The organism is Streptomyces albiflavescens (assembly GCF_014645835.1).
GTDB classification, from domain to species: Bacteria; Actinomycetota; Actinomycetes; order Streptomycetales; family Streptomycetaceae; genus Streptomyces; species Streptomyces albiflavescens.
On record NZ_BMMM01000027.1, the window covers coordinates 16,302 to 32,568 of the forward strand.

The 16,267-nt window shown below is 71.4% G+C and carries 16 protein-coding genes; 10 read left to right on the plus strand and 6 right to left on the minus strand.

The annotated features are described in order from the left end of the window. The first annotated feature begins 72 nt into the window (after window positions 1-72). The 5 genes from IEY95_RS44240 (at window position 73) to IEY95_RS44260 (ending at window position 4,968) form a co-directional block, all read left to right on the plus strand. Complete coding sequence (locus tag IEY95_RS44240) at window positions 73-750, plus strand: GAP family protein (protein WP_189191959.1); 678 nt, start codon at window positions 73-75, stop codon at window positions 748-750. A 442-nt stretch (window positions 751-1,192) separates the two neighbouring features. Then, window positions 1,193-1,420 carry a ferredoxin gene (locus tag IEY95_RS44245; RefSeq protein WP_189191960.1) on the plus strand — a complete coding sequence of 76 codons (228 nt, stop codon included), beginning with the start codon at window positions 1,193-1,195 and terminating at the stop codon, window positions 1,418-1,420. Further along, complete coding sequence (locus IEY95_RS44250) at window positions 1,417-2,808, plus strand: NAD(P)/FAD-dependent oxidoreductase (protein ID WP_189191961.1); 1,392 nt, start codon at window positions 1,417-1,419, stop codon at window positions 2,806-2,808. The genes IEY95_RS44245 and IEY95_RS44250 overlap by 4 nt, the downstream gene beginning before the upstream one ends. Window positions 2,809-2,821: 13 nt before the next feature. Beyond that, complete coding sequence (locus IEY95_RS44255; RefSeq protein ID WP_189191962.1) at window positions 2,822-4,036, plus strand: cytochrome P450; 1,215 nt, start codon at window positions 2,822-2,824, stop codon at window positions 4,034-4,036. Between the two features lie 206 nt (window positions 4,037-4,242). Further along, entirely contained in the window at window positions 4,243-4,968 is a 726-nt protein-coding gene (locus IEY95_RS44260) for an SIR2 family NAD-dependent protein deacylase (RefSeq protein ID WP_189191963.1), read from the plus strand. A gap of 28 nt (window positions 4,969-4,996) precedes the next feature. Here IEY95_RS44260 and IEY95_RS44265 read toward each other — a convergent pair whose 3' ends face one another. Genes IEY95_RS44265 through IEY95_RS44275 form a run of 3 tightly spaced genes read right to left on the minus strand, consistent with a single transcriptional unit; the run spans window position 4,997 to window position 9,108 of the window. Then, on the minus strand, window positions 4,997-5,479 hold the full coding sequence (locus tag IEY95_RS44265; protein WP_189191964.1) for a methylated-DNA--[protein]-cysteine S-methyltransferase: 483 nt from the start codon (window positions 5,477-5,479) through the stop codon (window positions 4,997-4,999). 19 nt (window positions 5,480-5,498) lie between these two features. After that, window positions 5,499-6,980: an AlkA N-terminal domain-containing protein gene (locus tag IEY95_RS44270; protein ID WP_308429415.1), complete on the minus strand. Its 1,482-nt coding sequence runs from the start codon at window positions 6,978-6,980 to the stop codon at window positions 5,499-5,501. Window positions 6,981-7,035: 55 nt separating this feature from the next. Then, window positions 7,036-9,108: a heavy metal translocating P-type ATPase gene (locus IEY95_RS44275; protein ID WP_189191965.1), complete on the minus strand. Its 2,073-nt coding sequence runs from the start codon at window positions 9,106-9,108 to the stop codon at window positions 7,036-7,038. Window positions 9,109-9,143: 35 nt separating this feature from the next. On the opposite strand from IEY95_RS44275, the gene IEY95_RS44280 reads away from it, so the two are divergent. Then, window positions 9,144-9,506 carry an ArsR/SmtB family transcription factor gene (locus tag IEY95_RS44280; protein ID WP_229703792.1) on the plus strand — a complete coding sequence of 121 codons (363 nt, stop codon included), beginning with the start codon at window positions 9,144-9,146 and terminating at the stop codon, window positions 9,504-9,506. Window positions 9,507-9,531: 25 nt separating this feature from the next. Then, window positions 9,532-10,686, plus strand: a complete 1,155-nt coding sequence (locus IEY95_RS44285; RefSeq protein ID WP_189192049.1) for an MFS transporter — start codon at window positions 9,532-9,534, stop codon at window positions 10,684-10,686. A gap of 292 nt (window positions 10,687-10,978) precedes the next feature. Here the strand turns inward: IEY95_RS44285 and IEY95_RS44290 are convergent, their stop codons facing one another. Together IEY95_RS44290 and IEY95_RS44295 are read right to left on the minus strand one after the other, a co-directional pair. Beyond that, window positions 10,979-11,908: a M48 family metalloprotease gene (locus IEY95_RS44290; protein WP_189191966.1), complete on the minus strand. Its 930-nt coding sequence runs from the start codon at window positions 11,906-11,908 to the stop codon at window positions 10,979-10,981. A 5-nt stretch (window positions 11,909-11,913) separates the two neighbouring features. Further along, entirely contained in the window at window positions 11,914-12,285 is a 372-nt protein-coding gene (locus IEY95_RS44295; protein WP_189191967.1) for a BlaI/MecI/CopY family transcriptional regulator, read from the minus strand. Window positions 12,286-12,382: 97 nt separating this feature from the next. Here IEY95_RS44295 and IEY95_RS44300 point away from each other — a divergent pair, with 97 nt between their 5' ends. The 3 genes from IEY95_RS44300 (at window position 12,383) to IEY95_RS44310 (ending at window position 15,390) form a co-directional block, all read left to right on the plus strand. Then, window positions 12,383-13,072 (plus strand): DedA family protein, encoded by a 690-nt coding sequence (locus tag IEY95_RS44300; protein WP_229703793.1) that lies wholly within the window; start codon window positions 12,383-12,385, stop codon window positions 13,070-13,072. A gap of 225 nt (window positions 13,073-13,297) precedes the next feature. Next, complete coding sequence (locus tag IEY95_RS44305) at window positions 13,298-13,960, plus strand: response regulator transcription factor (RefSeq protein WP_189191969.1); 663 nt, start codon at window positions 13,298-13,300, stop codon at window positions 13,958-13,960. Next, window positions 13,957-15,390: a sensor histidine kinase gene (locus tag IEY95_RS44310; RefSeq protein WP_189191970.1), complete on the plus strand. Its 1,434-nt coding sequence runs from the start codon at window positions 13,957-13,959 to the stop codon at window positions 15,388-15,390. Before IEY95_RS44305 ends, IEY95_RS44310 begins: the two co-directional genes overlap by 4 nt. Here IEY95_RS44310 and IEY95_RS44315 read toward each other — a convergent pair. Beyond that, entirely contained in the window at window positions 15,371-16,204 is an 834-nt protein-coding gene (locus tag IEY95_RS44315) for a COG4705 family protein (protein ID WP_189191971.1), read from the minus strand. The genes IEY95_RS44310 and IEY95_RS44315 overlap by 20 nt on opposite strands. Between the last annotated feature and the right edge of the window lie 63 nt (window positions 16,205-16,267).

A 16,267-nucleotide genomic window follows, 5' to 3' on the forward strand; every position in this document is an offset into this window, starting at 1 on the left:
GCCCCTGCGGCAGCAACTCGGTGGTCAGGAAGGACACCACGCGATCGCTCGGATCCCCTACCGGAGGCCACCATGGGTCAAGTTCTCGGTGATGTCCTGGGTTTTGCGGCGGCCGTCGCCGTCAGCCCGCTCCCGATCGTCGCGATGATTCTCGTCCTCGCCACACCTCGGGGACGGCGCAACGGGTTACTGTTCGCCGCCGGCTGGGTTCTCGGGCTCTCCGCGCTGGGCGCGATAGTGCTGGCGATCGCCGGACCAGGGGGCGCCTCCTCCAAGAGTCAGCCGGCTACCTGGGTGGGCGGCCTCAAGCTTGCCCTGGGATTGCTGCTCGCCCTCTTCGGCCTACGGATGTGGCGTCGGCGCCCGAAGGATGCCTCGCAGGCGCAGCTGCCGAAGTGGATGTCCACGATCGACCGACTCGCACCGTTGAAGGTGTTCGGACTTGCAGTGGCACTGGCAGCGCTCAATGCCAAGAACGCCCCGCTGACCATCGCCGCGGCCGCCTCGATCGCTTCGGCCGGGCTTCCTGTCGGGCAGCAGATCGCGTCGCTGGCGATCTTCGTACTGATCGGCTCACTCGGACTGCTGGCTCCGCTGGGGGTCTTCCTGATCGGGGGCGATCGGGCAAAGACCACGCTCGGCAACTGGAAACAGTGGGCCGCACAGCACAACATCGCTGTGATGGCCGTCTTGTTCTTCGTTCTGGGACTGAAACTGATCGGCGACGGTATCGGCATTCTCACCTCCTGACAGCGGCCACAGAACCCTCCCTCTGGCGAAACATGTCGGATATGCCGGAGGCCGCCGGGAGTATTTCCCGAAGCGTGCCGGACAGTCCCTTCGGCACACCCCATCCGCCCAGTTCGGAGGCGTACTTGACCTGTTCCGTCCGCCCTCGGACGCCGGGGTGACCGACGCGCGCACGTCCCTTTCCCGGGGTGCGGGCGACGTGCGCGCGGGATAGGCTTTTACGGCAAGGTCAGGTTCTCCCGGCGGTTTTGCGGACGCGGGAACCTCATTCGCGATGATCGACTCTTCCTGCGGAGACCTTTGACGAGCGTGGTGCACCCTTACCCTTCGTTTTCGCAGGGGTGAGAAGCGGCCGAATCCTTCCTCGAAGGCGTGCCTCGCGCTTTGGGCGCCGTAGTAGTGCCGCCCCAGGGCCCGCAGCGTCCCTGAAAGGGAGCTCGGGATGAAAGTTGTCGTTGATCTTTCCCGGTGTCAGGGATATGCGCAGTGCGCGTTCCTGGCTCCGGACGCTTTCCGGATGCACGGCGAGGAAGCGCTGATGTACAACCCGAACCCCGACGACGTGCAGCGCGAACAAGTGCTGCGCGCCGCGGCGGCCTGCCCGCTCCAGGCCATCCTGGTCGACCAGTTGGAGGGGCGGGACGCACCGGTGGAGGCGACACCGTCATGAGCAGCGCCGACACCTTGGAAGCGTTCAAGCGCGACGGCCGCATCGTGATCGTCGGGGCGTCACTGGCGGGACTGCGGACCGCGGAGGCGCTGCGCGACAAGGGCTTCACCGGATCGTTGACCATGATCGGTGACGAGTTGGGCGAGCCCTACGACCGGCCCCCGCTGTCCAAGCAGGTCCTGACCGGGTGGGTTCCGGCCGACGGCACCGTGCTGCCGCGACGTCGCGACATCGATGCGGAGTGGCTGCTGGGCGTGCCCGCCGACGGGCTGGACCTGGCGACCAACCATGTACATCTCGCCGACGGCCGCGAGGTTCCCTTCGACCGCATGCTGATCTCCACCGGTGTACGGGCTCGGCCCTGGTTCGTCGAGGCCGAGGCGGCCCTGGACGGAGTGTTCGTCGTCCGCACGCGCGAGGACGCCGAAGGCCTTCAGCAGGCGATGGCCGCCGGGCCCTCCCGGGTACTGATCATCGGTGCGGGCTTCACCGGCTCCGAGATCGCCTCCATCTGCCGCGAGCGTGACATCGCGGTGACCGTCGCCGAGCTCGCGCCGGCCCCGCTGGTCGGGGGACTCGGCGCCATGATCGGTGAGGTGGCTGCGGACATTCAGCGCGCTCATGGTGTCGACCTGCGCTGCGGTGTCAAGGTCACCCAACTGGAGGGCGACGCGCAGGGGCACTTCCGCCGTGCCCACTTCGACGACGGCAGCACCGTCGACGCCGACGTGGCCGTGGTGGCACTTGGGGGCATCCGCAACACCGAGTGGCTGCGGGACTCGGGACTGGCGGTAGGCATATGGGGAGTCGCCTGCGACGCGGGCTGCCGCGCCTTCGACCTCAACGGCCTGGTCACCGACGACATCTTCGTCGCCGGAGACGTGGCACGCTGTCCGAACCCGATCTACGAATACCGGTTCATCTCGCTGGAGCACTGGGCGAACGCCGTGGAGCAGGCCGAAATCGCGGCGCACAACATGCTCAGCGCCCAGGCGGACCGCTGGCCCCACCTGTCCATCCCGACGTTCTGGTCGATCCAGTTCGGCATCAACATCAAGTCCGTCGGTGTACCGACCTTCGCCGACGAGGTCGTCGTCACCCAGGGCTCCGTGCCCGACCACCGCTTCGTCGCCGCATACGGGTACCAGGGCCGCGTCACCGCGGCGGTCAGTTTCAACAACGCCAAGTGGCTGGACCACTACCGGCAGTTGATCGAGACGGCCGCGCCCTTCCCGCCTCCCTGCCCCACGCCCGACACGCCCGCCGACGCGAAACCGGTGCCCGTCGACTTCCCCGGCCCCACTCTGCTCGCCCAGGGCGCCACGGTGGTCGTCACCGGCCATGACCCGGGCGAGCGTCGCGTCACCGCCATGCGGCAGCACCGGTAGGAGGGAGAGCGACATGACCACGACCGAGGCGCCGGACCTCCTGCACCGGATCCTGGACTACTCCTCCCGGTCCGACCCGTACCCGCTGTACGCCGAACTGCGCGAGACGCCGGTGGCCCTGCAGGAGGACGGCAGTTACGTCATCAGCACCTATCGCGAGATCGCCGGCATACTGCACAACCCACACCTGAGCTCCGACGTCCGCAATCTGTCGCGGCCGATGCCCGGGGCCGAGGAACGCGCCACGCCGTCGTTCATCAACCTCGACCCGCCCGAGCACGACCGCCTGCGGCGCCTGGCCATGCGCCACTTCGGTCCCCCGCACACCCCGGGGCTGGTGAGCGGCATGGCACCCGACCTGACGAACATCGTCAGCAGCCTCATCGACGACTTCGCGGGCAAGGAGCAGATCGACATCGTCGACGACTTCGCCTACCCGTTCCCCGTCACCGTGATCTGCCACCTGCTCGGCGTGCCACGCGAGGACGAACCGCGGTTCCGCGTGTGGGTGAACGCCATCATCGACTCGATCAACTACGACCCCAAGACAGACCCGAAGGAAAAACTGGACAACGGCGTGCAGGCCACCAAAGACCTGCGCCAGTATCTCGGCGGGCTGCTGGAGCAACGCCACGGCCACCCCGGCGACGACCTGCTGACACGGTTCGCCAACGACGACGGGCCCGACGGGCGGATGACCGACGAGGAAATCATCAGCACTGCCAACCTGCTGCTCATCGCCGGCCACGAGACCACCGTCAACCTCATCACCAACGGCATGCTGACGCTGCTGCGCCACCCCCAGGTACTACAGCGGCTGCGCGACGAACCGGACCTGGTCGTGCCGCTGGTCGAGGAGCTGCTGCGCTACGAGCCCCCCGTGCACATCATTCCGTGGCGGGCGGCGTACAGCGACATCACCGTCGCCGACACCGTCATCCCCAAGGGCTCGCAGATCATGCTCATGCTCGCCTCGGGCAGCCGCGATCCGGACCGTTTCGGCGATCCCGACCGCTTCGACCCCGACCGGCAGGACAACCAGCACCTGGGCTTCGGCAGCGGCATCCACCTGTGCTTCGGCGGCCCGATGGCCCGGCTGGAGACCCAGATCGCGCTGACCGAGCTGGTACGTCGCCTGGAGGGGCCCAGGCTGGTCGCCGACCCGCCGCCGTACCGGCCCAGCCCCGTCCTGCGAGGTCCCATCCACCTCCCCATCGAGCAGAGCTGATGGCGAACGCGACTGCCGGGGCAGTGGCACATGTGCGCCGGCGCCGCGCTCACCTCAGTGGCTGTGGCCACCGGTGTCGGACTCGCTCACCGTCAACGGCAGACGTCATCGACGCCGAGCAGCACGACCCGGGAGACGGGTGCGCCTCGATATCCGTTCGCTGATATCCGTTCGCTCTGAGCGGGCAGGCGTCCTACTCTCGCCCCATGAACAGGCCCCTCGTCGCCATCCTCAGTGGCGCAGGTATCTCCACCGATTCCGGAATCCCCGATTATCGCGGGCCCAACGGGCTGTGGCGGCGGGATCCGGAGGCCGAAAAGCTTGTGACGTACGAGTACTACATGGGGGATCCGGAGATCCGGCGCCGCTCCTGGCAGATGCGGCGGAAGAACCGGACGCTGAAGGCGGAGCCGAACGCGGCACACCGCGCGGTGGCCGAGTTGGAGCAGTCCGGGGTACCGGTACGGGTGATCACGCAGAACGTGGACGGGCTGCACCAGCTCGCCGGGATGCCGGCGCGGAAGGTGCTGGAACTGCACGGGACCGCACGGTCCGTGGTGTGCACCAAGTGCCATGCCAAGGCGCCGATGGAAGACGCTCTCGCGCGGGTCGAGGGCGGTGAGGCGGACCCGCCGTGCCTGGAATGCGGCGGCATCCTCAAGTCGGCAACCGTCATGTTCGGCGAACGGCTCGACCCGGTGGTGCTGGGTGAGGCGGTCGCGATCACCAAGGCCTGCCAGGTGTTCATCGCGGTCGGGAGCAGTCTGCAGGTGCAGCCCGCCGCCGGGCTCGCCGGCGTTGCCGCCGATCACGGGGCGCGGCTGATCATCGTCAACGCCGAGCCGACGCCGTACGACGAGCGGGCCGACGAGGTCGTACGCGAGCCGATCGGCACCGCCCTGCCCGAACTCCTGCGCAGGCTGAGCGGCTAGCGGGCCGAACGGCCGGCGGGCCGAACGGCTAGAAGAGGGCCGCTCCGCTCTCGAAGTCCAGCAGCCGCTGCTTGCGGTCCAGGCCGCCGCCGTATCCCGTGAGGCTGCCGTTCGCGCCGACGACGCGGTGGCAGGGCACGATGATGCCGATCGGGTTCTTGCCGTTGGCGAGGCCGACCGCGCGGGAGGCGCCCGGGTTGCCGAGGGCCTCGGCCAGTTCGCCGTACGAACGGATCTCGCCGTACGGGATCTTCCGGAGCTGTTCCCAGACGCTGCGCTGAAAGGTCGTGCCGGCCAGACGCAGTTCGAGCGTGAATTCTTTCAACTCGCCTGCGAAATAGGCCCGTAGCTGGTCGGTCGCCTCGTCGAAGAGCGTGTCGTCGCGTTCACCGAACGCTTCCTCGGGCGGGCGATGGCGCTGGCCGACCATGTAGAGCCCGCACAGGACACCGTCGTCGGTGACGAGCGTCAGGGGGCCGTACGGGCTGTCGATGACCGTGTGCTGTTTCACCGGGTGTCCTTGAACTTGCCTATACGGGAAGGAAGTTGATCGGGTGACTGTCGGTCGCCCACAGGTACTGGACGGCGTACGCGCGCCAGGGTCGCCAGGCCGCGGCGCGTGCCGTGAGGGCGGCCGGAGTGGACGGGAGGCCCAGCTCTTGGGCGGCGCGCCGGATTCCCAGGTCGGTGGGGAGGAAGGCGTCGGGGTCGCCGAGGGCACGCATGGCGATGACGTCGACCGTCCAGGGACCGAAGCCGGGGAGCGCCAGCAGCCTGGCGCGCGCCTCGGCCCAGTCGCTCTCCACCCCCAAGTGGAGCCTTCCGTCGGCGAGTTGGCGTACCAGCGTGGTGAACGTGGTGCGGCGGGTACGTGGCATCGCGAGTGACTCGGGGTCGAGTGCGGCGAGCGCCGCGGCCGAGGGGAAGAGGTGGGTGAGGCCGCCCTCCGGGTCGTCGACCGGCTCGCCGTGCGCGGTGACCAGGCGGGCTGCGTGGGTGCGGGCGGCTGCCGTGGAGACCTGCTGGCCCAGCACCGCTCGTGCGGCGAACTCGGCCTCGTCGACCGTACGCGGCACCCGGCGTCCGGGGGCCTTGTCGACGAGCGGGGCGAGCAGCGGGTCGGTGCGCAGTTGGTCGTCGACCGCGACGGGGTCGGCGTCCAGGTCGAGCATCCGGCGGCAGCGGCTGATGGCGACGGGCAGGTCGCGCAGATCACTGAGGGTGAGGCGGCACGCGATGTGGTCCGATTGCGGCGTCAGGGCGACGATCCCGTGCCCGTACGGAAGCCGTAGGGTCCGTCGGTACGCCCCGTCGCGCCACTCCTCGACGCCGGGTACGGCGGTCGCCGCCAGATGGCCGAAGAGGTTGTCGGGGTTGAGCGGGGCACGGAAGGGGAGCCGGAGGCTCAGCACGCCGGGCGTGACCCCTGCCCGCTTCTTGGGCAGGCGGGCACGCAGCTCGCTCGGCGACAGTGCGAAGACCTCACGCACGGTGTCGTTGAAGGTGCGGATGGAGGAGAACCCGGCCGCGAAGGCGATCTCCGCCATCGGCAGCGGGGTGGTCTCGATGAGCAGCCGCGCGGTCTGAGCGCGCTGGGCCCGGGCGAGCGCCAGCGGCCCCGCGCCCAGCTCGGCCAGGAGCTGGCGTTCGATCTGGCGGGTGCTGTAGCCGAGCCGGGTGGCCAGGCCGGGGACGCCCTCGCGGTCCACGACGCCGTCGCCGATCAGCCGCATCGCGCGGGCCACCAGGTCGGCGCGCTGGTTCCACTCGGGCGAGCCCGGGCTGGTGTCCGGGCGGCATCGCTTGCAGGCCCGGAACCCGGCCTGCTGGCATGCGGCCGCACTGGGGTAGAAGGTCATGTTCTCCGGCTTCGGCGGCACGGCCGGGCAACTGGGCCGGCAGTAGATCCGTGTGGTCAGCACCGCCGTGAAGAACCATCCGTCGAAGCGCGCGTCCTTGCCCTGGACAGCGCGCACGCAGCGCTTGGTGTCCGTGTGCATCCCGTTCCGCATGCCTCAAGCATCGGGCATGCACGGGGGCGGGGCTGGCGAGAATACGACATGTACCTCACCCGGCCTGCGGCCGACCCGCGGGCCTCCTTCGGCCGGGGGTTCGGCCTGCGGCGTCCGTCTTCCGCCACGCGGACTCCCTCAGCAGCCGCAGTCCATTGAGGCCGACGAGGACGGTGGAGCCCTCGTGGCCCGCGACGCCGAGCGGGAGCGGCAGGTGGCCGAGCAGGTCCCACAGGACCAGGGCGGTGATGAACGTACCCGCGACGACCAGGTTCTGGGCGACCAGGCGGCGGGCGGCGCGGGAGAGCCGTACGGCCGCGGGGATGGCCGCCAGCTCGTCTCGGACGACAACGGCGTCGGCGGTCTCCAGGGCGAGGTCGGATCCGGCGCGCCCCATCGCGATCCCCGCGTGGGCGGCGGCCAGGGCGGGCGCGTCGTTGACGCCGTCACCGACGAACAGCACGTTGCGGTCGGCGAGTTGGAGTACGGCGTCGACCTTGTCCTGCGGCAGCAGTCCGGCACGTACGTCGGTGATGCCGGTGGCGGTGGCCACCCGGGCGGCGGCACGCGGACTGTCGCCGGTGAGCAGCGCGGGTGAGGCGCCGGTCAAGGCGGCGAGCGCGGCGACGGTCCGGGGGGCGCCGGGGCGGAGGCGGTCGGTGAGGGCGAGGGTGCCGACCGGCGTGCCGTCGCGTGCGACGAGGACCACCGTGCCGTCGTCGGCTTCCGTGCGCGGGACCGGACGGCCGGCTGCACCGGCGTCGGCTTCCGCGTGCGACGCCGGAAGGGCGACCACACCGGCGTCCGACCCCCCGCGCGACGCGACGTCCGCGGGCGGCCGCGGGCGGCCGACCGTGATGACGTGGCCGTCGACTACGGCACTGACACCGTGCCCCGGCTTCGCCGTGAAGTCGGCGGCGGGTGCGAATCGCAGGCCGCGGGCGCGCGCGGCGGCGACGACGGCACGGGCGAGCGGGTGTTCGCTGGGATGCTCGGCGGAGGCCGCCAGCACCAGCAGGGCGCCCTCGTCCAGCCCCGAGCCCGGTACCGGCCGCACGGCCGTCACCTCGGGGGCGCCTTCGGTCAGCGTGCCGGTCTTGTCGAGGGCGACCGCGTCGATCTCGCCGAGGCGTTCCATGGCGAGGGCCGACTTGACCAGCACGCCGTGCCGTCCGGCGGTGGCGATGGCGCAGAGCAGCGGCGGCATGGTGGCCAGCACCACCGCGCACGGCGAGGCGACGATCATGAAGGTCATCGCCCGCAGGAGCGCGCCGGTGAGGTCCGCCCCGAAGGCCACGGGCACCGCGAAGACGGCGAGCGTGGCGGCCACCACGCCCACCGCGTACCGCTGTTCGATCTTCTCGATGAACAGCTGCGTCGGCGCCTTGGTCCGCGAAGCCTCCTCGACGAGGGTGACGATCCGGGCGATCACCGAGTCGGCGGGGTCGCGCTCGACACGGACGCGCAGCGCACCGGTGCCGTTGAGGGTGCCCGCGAAGACCTCGTCGCCGGGTGTCTTCACGACCGGCAGCGGTTCGCCGGTGATGGTCGCCTGGTCGGCCTCGCTGGTGCCGTCCAGTACCCGTCCGTCGGCACCGATCCGCTCGCCGGGGCGGATCAACAACACATCTCCGACGGCGAGTCGAGCAGTGCGGACCGACTCCTCGCCGTCGGTGGTCAGCCTGGTCGCCGTGGCGGGCGCGAGATCGAGCAGACCGCGCACGGAGTCGGCGGTGCGGGCGGTGGCGAGGGCCTCCAGGGCACCGGAGGTGGCGAAGATGACGATCAGCAGGGCGCCGTCCAGGACCTGCCCGATCGCGGCCGCGCCGAGGGACGCGACGATCATCAGCAGGTCGACGTCCAGGGTCTTCTCGCGCAGTGCCCGGAGCCCTTCGAGGGCGGGCTCCCAGCCGCCGGCGGCGTACGCGATCGCGTAGAGCGGGCCGTACGTCCACCCGGGCGCGCCACCGAGGTGCAGCGGGAGCGCGAGCAGGAAGGCGGCCGTCGCGAGGAACGCCCAGCGGGCCTCCGGCAGGGCGAGGACGCGGGTGCGGCGGCGAGGAGGCGCCGAGGCAGGGCGAGAGTGGGAGTCACGTGAAGCACCATACAGGAATACATGAAGACTCATTCATTTCTTCATGTGTGGTGGGTAAGATACCGCCCATGGGTCATGGAGCCGTCACCACCGCGCGGGACGCCACCGAGCGCGTACGTCTGGACGCTGTCAACGTCGCGAAGGTGGCCACCACGCTCCAGGCGCTGTCGACCCCCTCCCGCCTGCTGATCCTCGCGCGGCTGCGCGAAGGCCCGCTCCCGGCAACGGAGTTGGCCGCCGCGGTCGGCATGGAGCAGTCCGCCTGCTCGCACCAGCTGCGTCTGCTGCGCAACCTGGGCCTGGTCGTCGGCGAGCGGAGCGGACGCTCGGTGGTGTACGCGCTGCACGACCACCATGTCGCCGAACTCCTCGACCAGGCGGTCTACCACGTAGAGCATCTGCGGCTCGGCCTCAGTGACACGCCCGAGTGAGGTGAAAACGGCGCCCGCGCGCCAGATGTGGCCGCTGTACGCCGCCGGGTTCACCACCGCGTTCGGGGCGCACGGCATCGCCGCGAACCTGGGCGGGCACTCCGCGGACCGGGTCACCTCGCTGCTCGTCCTGGGCGGGCTGCTGGCCCTCTACGACGGGGCCGAGGTGCTGCTCAAGCCGGTGTTCGGCACGATCGCCGACCGGATCGGCGCCCGGCCCGTACTGCTCGGCGGGCTCGTCGCCTTCGCCGCGGCGTCCGCGCTGTACGTCGTGGTGGACAGCCCCGGCCTGCTGTGGGTCGCCCGCCTCGGTCAGGGCGCGGCGGCCTCCGCGTTCTCGCCCGCGGCCTCCGCGCTGGTGGCCCGGCTCAATCCGTCCGCCAAGCACGGGCGGGTGTACGGGAGTTACGGCTTCTACAAGTCCATCGGCTACACGCTGGGGCCGCTGCTGGGCGGTGTGCTCGTGTGGGCGGGCGGGCTGCGGCTGCTGTTCGGTGTGCTCACGGTCCTGGGTGCGGTGGTCGCCGTATGGGCCCTGCTCGCCGTACCGCGCGTGGCGCCGCTGCCGCGTGCCCGGCAGACCGTGCTCGACCTGGCGCGCCGTCTGGCCGACCCCGCCTTCCTCACCCCGACGGCGGCGCTCGCGGGCGCGACCGCCGCGCTCTCCGTCGGGGTGGGCTTCCTGCCGGTCTCCGGCGCGGGCGCGGGCCTCGGCACCGTGGCGACCGGCGCCGCCGTGTCCGTCCTCGCGGCCTGCTCCGCCCTCGTCCAGCCGCGAGCCGGGCGGGCGTTGGACGCGGGCCGACTGACCGCCCGCACGGGCATCGGCGCCGGCCTGCTGACCGCCGCCGCGGGGCTCGCCTGTGCGACGATTCCCGGGCTGACGGGCGTGCTGCTCGCGGCGGCCCTGATCGGCGTCGGCACCGGTCTGATCACCCCGCTGGGCTTCGCCGCCCTGGCGTCGGGCACGCCTCGGGAGCGGCTCGGACAGACGATGGGCGCCGCCGAGTTGGGGCGTGAACTGGGGGACGCGGGCGGGCCGTTGCTCGTCGCGGGCGTCGCCACCGCGGCGACACTTTCGTACGGGTACGCGGTTCTCGCCGTGTTGCTGGCGATCGGTCCGGTCGTCGGCGTGCTGCTCAGGAGCGGTGCGGGAGGTGGGCCTCGGGAGCGGGTCTAGGGGGTTTCTGATGGATCTCCGTGGAAGAAGGAGCGGCGTTCGGTGCGTGCTCTCGGCGTGCCGGGCGGAAGTCCTCGATGGGGGTCCCCCCGCGCGAGCGAAGCCGAGCGTGGGGGAGGAGCTACTAGGGCTTTTGTCCGGTGCGGCGAGAGTGCGTGCCGGGCGTCGCGACGCCGCGGAGATCCATCAGAAGCCCCCTAGGGTCCCCTCCAGATGTGCGGCCCATCAACCCCGGTGGCGTTGCGTCCCCTGTACTGCTCCAGGCGGCTCGCTCTGCCGACCGACGGAGGTGTCAGCGGGGCTCTTCTCCCTGCGCGACCTCCACCTCGTGGTGAAAGGCGAGTACGCCGGCCGCCGAGGCGCCGGCCGAGAGGGTCGCACAGACGGCGAGGAGCAGGGCGATCCAGGAGGCGGCGCGGGGGTGGCGCGGGGGCGCGGCGAGGAGGGCGGCGACGCGCTGGGGGACGGGGCCGGTGGTGGCGGCGGGGGCGAAGTCCGGACGGGCGGACCGGGAAGCCCGGGTGGCCAGCGCGGCGCGGGCGATGGCGCGGGCGATCAGGCGCCGGTCCCCCACTGCGACGGCGGCGGCCTCGTCGGCGGCGCGCTCGGCGGCGAGCGCGATGGTCGCGCGGACCGGGCGCAGCCCGGGGTGGCAGTGCGCCGCGAGTTCGGCGGCGACGAGGAAGCGGTGGTGACCGCCCGCGTTGTGGGCCCGCTCGTGGGCGAAGAGCGCCTCGCGTTCGTCGGGGCCGAGGCTGCGGAGCATCGCGGTGGTGACGACGATGCGGCGCGGACGGCCCGGCAGGGCGTACGCGTCCGGGTGCGGCGACTCGATGACGCACAGGTCGCCCGCGGCGGGCCGACTGTCGGCCTGGGTGCGGGCGGTGCGGAAGGCGCGGAGCTGGCGCAGGGCCGAGCGTCCGAGGGTCCAGGCGCCGATGGTCAGGGCGCCGGTGGCGGCCGCCGCGGCGGGCAGGACGACCAGGTCGGACGCGGTGCGCAGGGGGTGGATGAGGTCACCGAGGCCCGCGAAGAGCGGCAGCTTGAGCAGGCCGGTCAGCAGCAGCGCGCCGAGCGCGGCCACCGAGGCTCCGGCGAGCACCACGACCGCGAGGGTCAGGGCCCACAGCGCGGTCACGGGTACGAGGCGGTCGAGGCAGCGGCGGGCCACCGCCGGCACCGCGAAGGGCATCAGCAGCGGGATCAGCAGCAGCGGCGTCATTGCCGTCATTCCTCACCCGATTCCAGCAGATCGCGCAGGAGACGCTCGTCGTCGGGGCTGAGCTGGGCGACGAACCGGGCCAGGGCCGTCTCGCGGTCGTCGTCCCGGTCGAGTTCGCTGTGCATGCGTCGGGCGGTGAGACCCGGCGGGTCCTGGACGGGGAAGTACGCGTAGCCCCGGCCCTGCCGCTCGCGGCCGACGATGCCCTTCTCGTGCAGCCTGGACAGGATCGTCGTCACGGTCGTACGCGCCAGTCCGGAGTCCAGTTCCAGCTGTACACGCCCGGGCGTGAGCGGTACCCCGGCTGCCCACAGTGCGGCCATCACACTGGCCTCGAGCTCGCCCGCCGGTCGGCGTTCGTCCTTCGCGCTGGTCATGGGAACGATCCTCACCCCGCCATCGTCTACAGTTCTGCAGACCGTCTACAGGATTGTAGTCACTCGGGTGCGTCTCGACCGTACCCGCCCGTCCAGTATGAGAGGGCCCGCGACCATGGCCGCACCTTTGTTCACAGCGTCACAGCTCGCCGTGAATCTTCTCAGCGCGCAGTCCCTGCTCGCCGCCTTCGGTGTGCTGGGGGTGGGCGTGGTGATGTTCGCGGAGACCGGGCTGCTGATCGGCTTCTTCCTGCCCGGTGACTCCCTGCTGTTCACGGCCGGTCTGCTGTGCACCGGGTCGGGTGACGGAGGCCTGAAGCTGTCGCTGGCCCCGCTCCTGGTCGCCGCCGCCGTGGGCGCGCTGGCCGGCTCGCAGACCGGTTACCTGATCGGGCGGAAGGCCGGCGGCGCCCTCCTCGCCCGCAGCGGCTCGCCCCGGCTGCACGCGGGCGCCCAGCGCGCCGAGGAGCTGCTGGAGCGCTACGGATACGCGAAGGCGATCGTGCTGGCCCGCTTCGTGCCCGTGGTGCGTACGGTGCTCAATCCCATGGCGGGCGCCCTGCACGTGCCCGTGCGGACCTTCACCCTCTGGCAGGTGCTCGGCGGCCTCGTCTGGAGCCTCGGCCTCACGCTCGGCGGGTACGCACTGGGCTCGTCCATTCCGAACGTGGACAGGTATCTGCTCCCGATGATCGCCCTGGTCGTCGTCGTGTCCCTGATCCCGCTCGCCGCCGAGCTGTACCGCTCCCGCCGGGCGACCACCGCGGATAAGGGGGCCCAGGGATGATCCTGGCCTTCGACGGCTCCCCGATCGACGGCTCTGCCTACATATATGTGGTGGACCTCGCCCAGGACTCCCCCTCGTGGCTGGACAGCCTGGTGTCCGCCTGGGCGACGTACGGGCTCGGACTGTTCGCCGTCCTCATCGCCTCTGCTGATAGCGCCACAACTCGCGGAGACGACGCCGTACGAGACCAATTGGACGCCGTACGAGACCAAGTGAGGGAGAGGCATGCGCCACAGGATCCTGGTCGTCGAGGACGATCACGCCCTGCGTGATGTCCTGCGGCGCGGCCTTCGGGACGAGGGCTTCGACACCGTGCCCGCACAGGACGGCGCGACCGCGCTGCGGTTGGCCGGGGACGACGTCGACGCGGCCGTGCTCGACGTCGGGCTGCCCGACGCGGACGGACGGGACGTGTGCCAGGCGATCCGGGCCAACGGCTTCCTCTCACCCGTCATTTTCCTGACGGCCCATCACCACCTCACGGACCGCCTGGCCGGCTTCTCGGCCGGGGGCGACGACTATCTGCCCAAGCCGTTCCATCTGACGGAACTGGCCGCCCGGCTGCGGGCGGCCCTCAAACGCACGGGCTCGGTTCCGTCCGCGACGACCGGCGACCTGGTCCTCGACCCGGTGGGGCACAGCCTTACGGTCCGAGGCACCCGAGTCGGCCTGACTCCCACGGAGTTCCGCCTGCTGGCGGCGCTGATGGCGGCGTCCGGGGACATCGTGCGCCGACGGGAGCTGATCAGGGCGGGCTGGCCCGAGGGCGCCCAGGTCAGTGACAACACGCTCGACCAGTATCTGACCCGGCTGCGCCGCAAGCTCCGGGACAGCGGCAGCGAGCTGACCGTCACGACCGCGCGCGGTATCGGGCACCGCCTGTCATGAGGGCATCCGTCTCACGGTGGTGGCCCCACTTCACCCGGCGGCTGTACTCCCGGTGGTGGCCCCACTTCACCCGGCGGCTGCGCTACCGGTGGTGGCCCCGTACGCTGCGCGGCCGGCTGTCGCTGGTCGCGCTGACCACCGCCACGCTTCTGATGATGATCCTCACCGTCGCGTTCAACTCCGTCGTACAGCGCCACCTCCAGCACCAGGCGGACGACGAACTGCGCACGCGGGCCGCCGCCGTCGCCGCGACCGTCGACACCAGCGGCCCCCGGGTACGCGTCCTGGAGACGCCGGGCGAGGAGTTGCTCGACACGAACGTATGGATCTACGCGGGCGACCGGCTCCTCGAAAAGCCTCCCTCCGCGACCGCCACCGGCCCGTTGACCCGCGCCGCCGACCGGCTCGCCGCGCGGGGCGGCGGACAGTGCGTCACCGCCCACAGCCACGGCCCCGTCCGGCTGTGCTCACGGCCGGTGCCCGGCGGCAAGGGTGCCGCGATCGTCGTCACCGCGCTGGATCTGTCCCCCTATCGCAGCTCGGCCGAGGCCCTGCTCCTCGCCTCGATCGCGCTCGACGCCGTCATGCTCGCCTGCACGTACGCGTTGACGCGCCTGGCGGTGGGGCGCGCGCTGCGGCCCGTACGCACCATGACCGAGCACGCCACGCGATGGAGCGCCATAGCCTCCGAGGAACGCTTCGGGAGCGTGGCCCGGCCCACTGAACTCGCCCAGCTGGGCAGGTCGTTGGACGCGCTCCTGGACCGCATCCGCGCGCTGCTGCGTCACGAGCAGCAGCTCACCCGGGAGCTCTCGCACGAGCTGCGCAATCCGCTCGCCCGGATCATCGCCGAGCTCGACTGGTGGCAGGCTCGCCCCCGCTCCGCCGCCGACACCCGGAGCACGCACGAGACCATCGCCGACGCCGCCCGGTCCATGCGCACGATCTGCGACACCCTCCTGGACGACGCGCGCGACAGTACGGCCGGGACGCCCGGCACCACCGACGTACTGCCCGTACTGCGGCGGCTCGCGGACCGCGCCGCCGCAGCCGAGAAGGTGGAGGTCGTCGTCACCGGACGGGACGCCGAGCTGTCGGCCGGGGTGCCCGACGCCCTCCTGGAGCGCATCGTCAGTCCCCTGCTCGACAACGCGCTGCGGCACGCGCGGGCGCGGGTCGAGGTCCGGGCCTGCGCGCGCCCCGGCGGCGTACGCGTCGATGTCACGGACGACGGACCCGGCGTACCCGCGTCGTTCGCGCCGCAGCTCTTCCAGCCGGGGCGCCGCGCCGATCCCGGGGACGGACACGGCGGAGCGGGCCTGGGGCTGCCGCTCTCGCGACGCCTGGCCCGCTCCGCAGGCGGCGAGGTGCACCACGACGAGCGGCACACCTCGGGGGCGAAGTTCGTGGTCAGCCTCCCTGCGGGGTGAGGCGCTCGGCCTCGGCGACGTCCCGGCGCGTGACCGAGAGATACGCGACCAGGCCGAGGATGACCGCGAGGAACAGCACGCTGGTGACCACGGTGCCGAAGCCCAGGCCGCCGTCGCCGGTCGGCTGCGAGAGGTAGTCACCGATCGAGGCGCCGAGCGGGCGGGTGAGGATGTACGCGATCCAGAAGCTGAGCACGGCGTTCAGACCGAGCGCGAAGTGCGCGACGGCCACCGCGGCGATGGCGAGGCCGAACAGAACGGCGGAGACCCAGTAGCCGAGGGCCATGCGCTCGGCGACCAGGTCACCGGCCGCGGTGCCCAGCGCGAAGGTGAACAGCACGGCCAGCCAGTAGTAGGCCTCGCGCGACACCGTGTCGATGCTGTGGATGGACAGCGTCCCCTCGCGGCGGTACCAGACGAAGAAGACGACGGCGAGGGCGACGGCGAACACGGCGGTGCTGGTCTCCAGCGGCACGCCCAGGTTGTCGGTGAGGTTGTCGCTGATCAGGGTGCCGACGATGCTGATCAGAGCCACGGCGAGCCAGTAGACACCGGCCTGGTAGGCCTTCGTGCGGAACTGGACGACGAGGACCACCGCCAGCAACGCGCTCATCAGCAGCGACACACCGGTCAGGCCCAGGCCCAGCTTCTCGTTCAGGAGGTCCGCCGCGGTCTCGCCGACCGTCGTGCACAGCACCTTGATGGTCCAGAAGTACGCGGTGACTTCGGGAACCTTGTTCCAGCGCAGGCGGTGACCGGGGGCGGCCTCGGTGCGGGCGTACGCCGCGGACGTCTCGGAAGTTTCGGATGTCATGGGACGGGACCCTGCCAACCGGCGCCTGAACACATCCTGACTGCCCGACCGGCTCCGCACCGA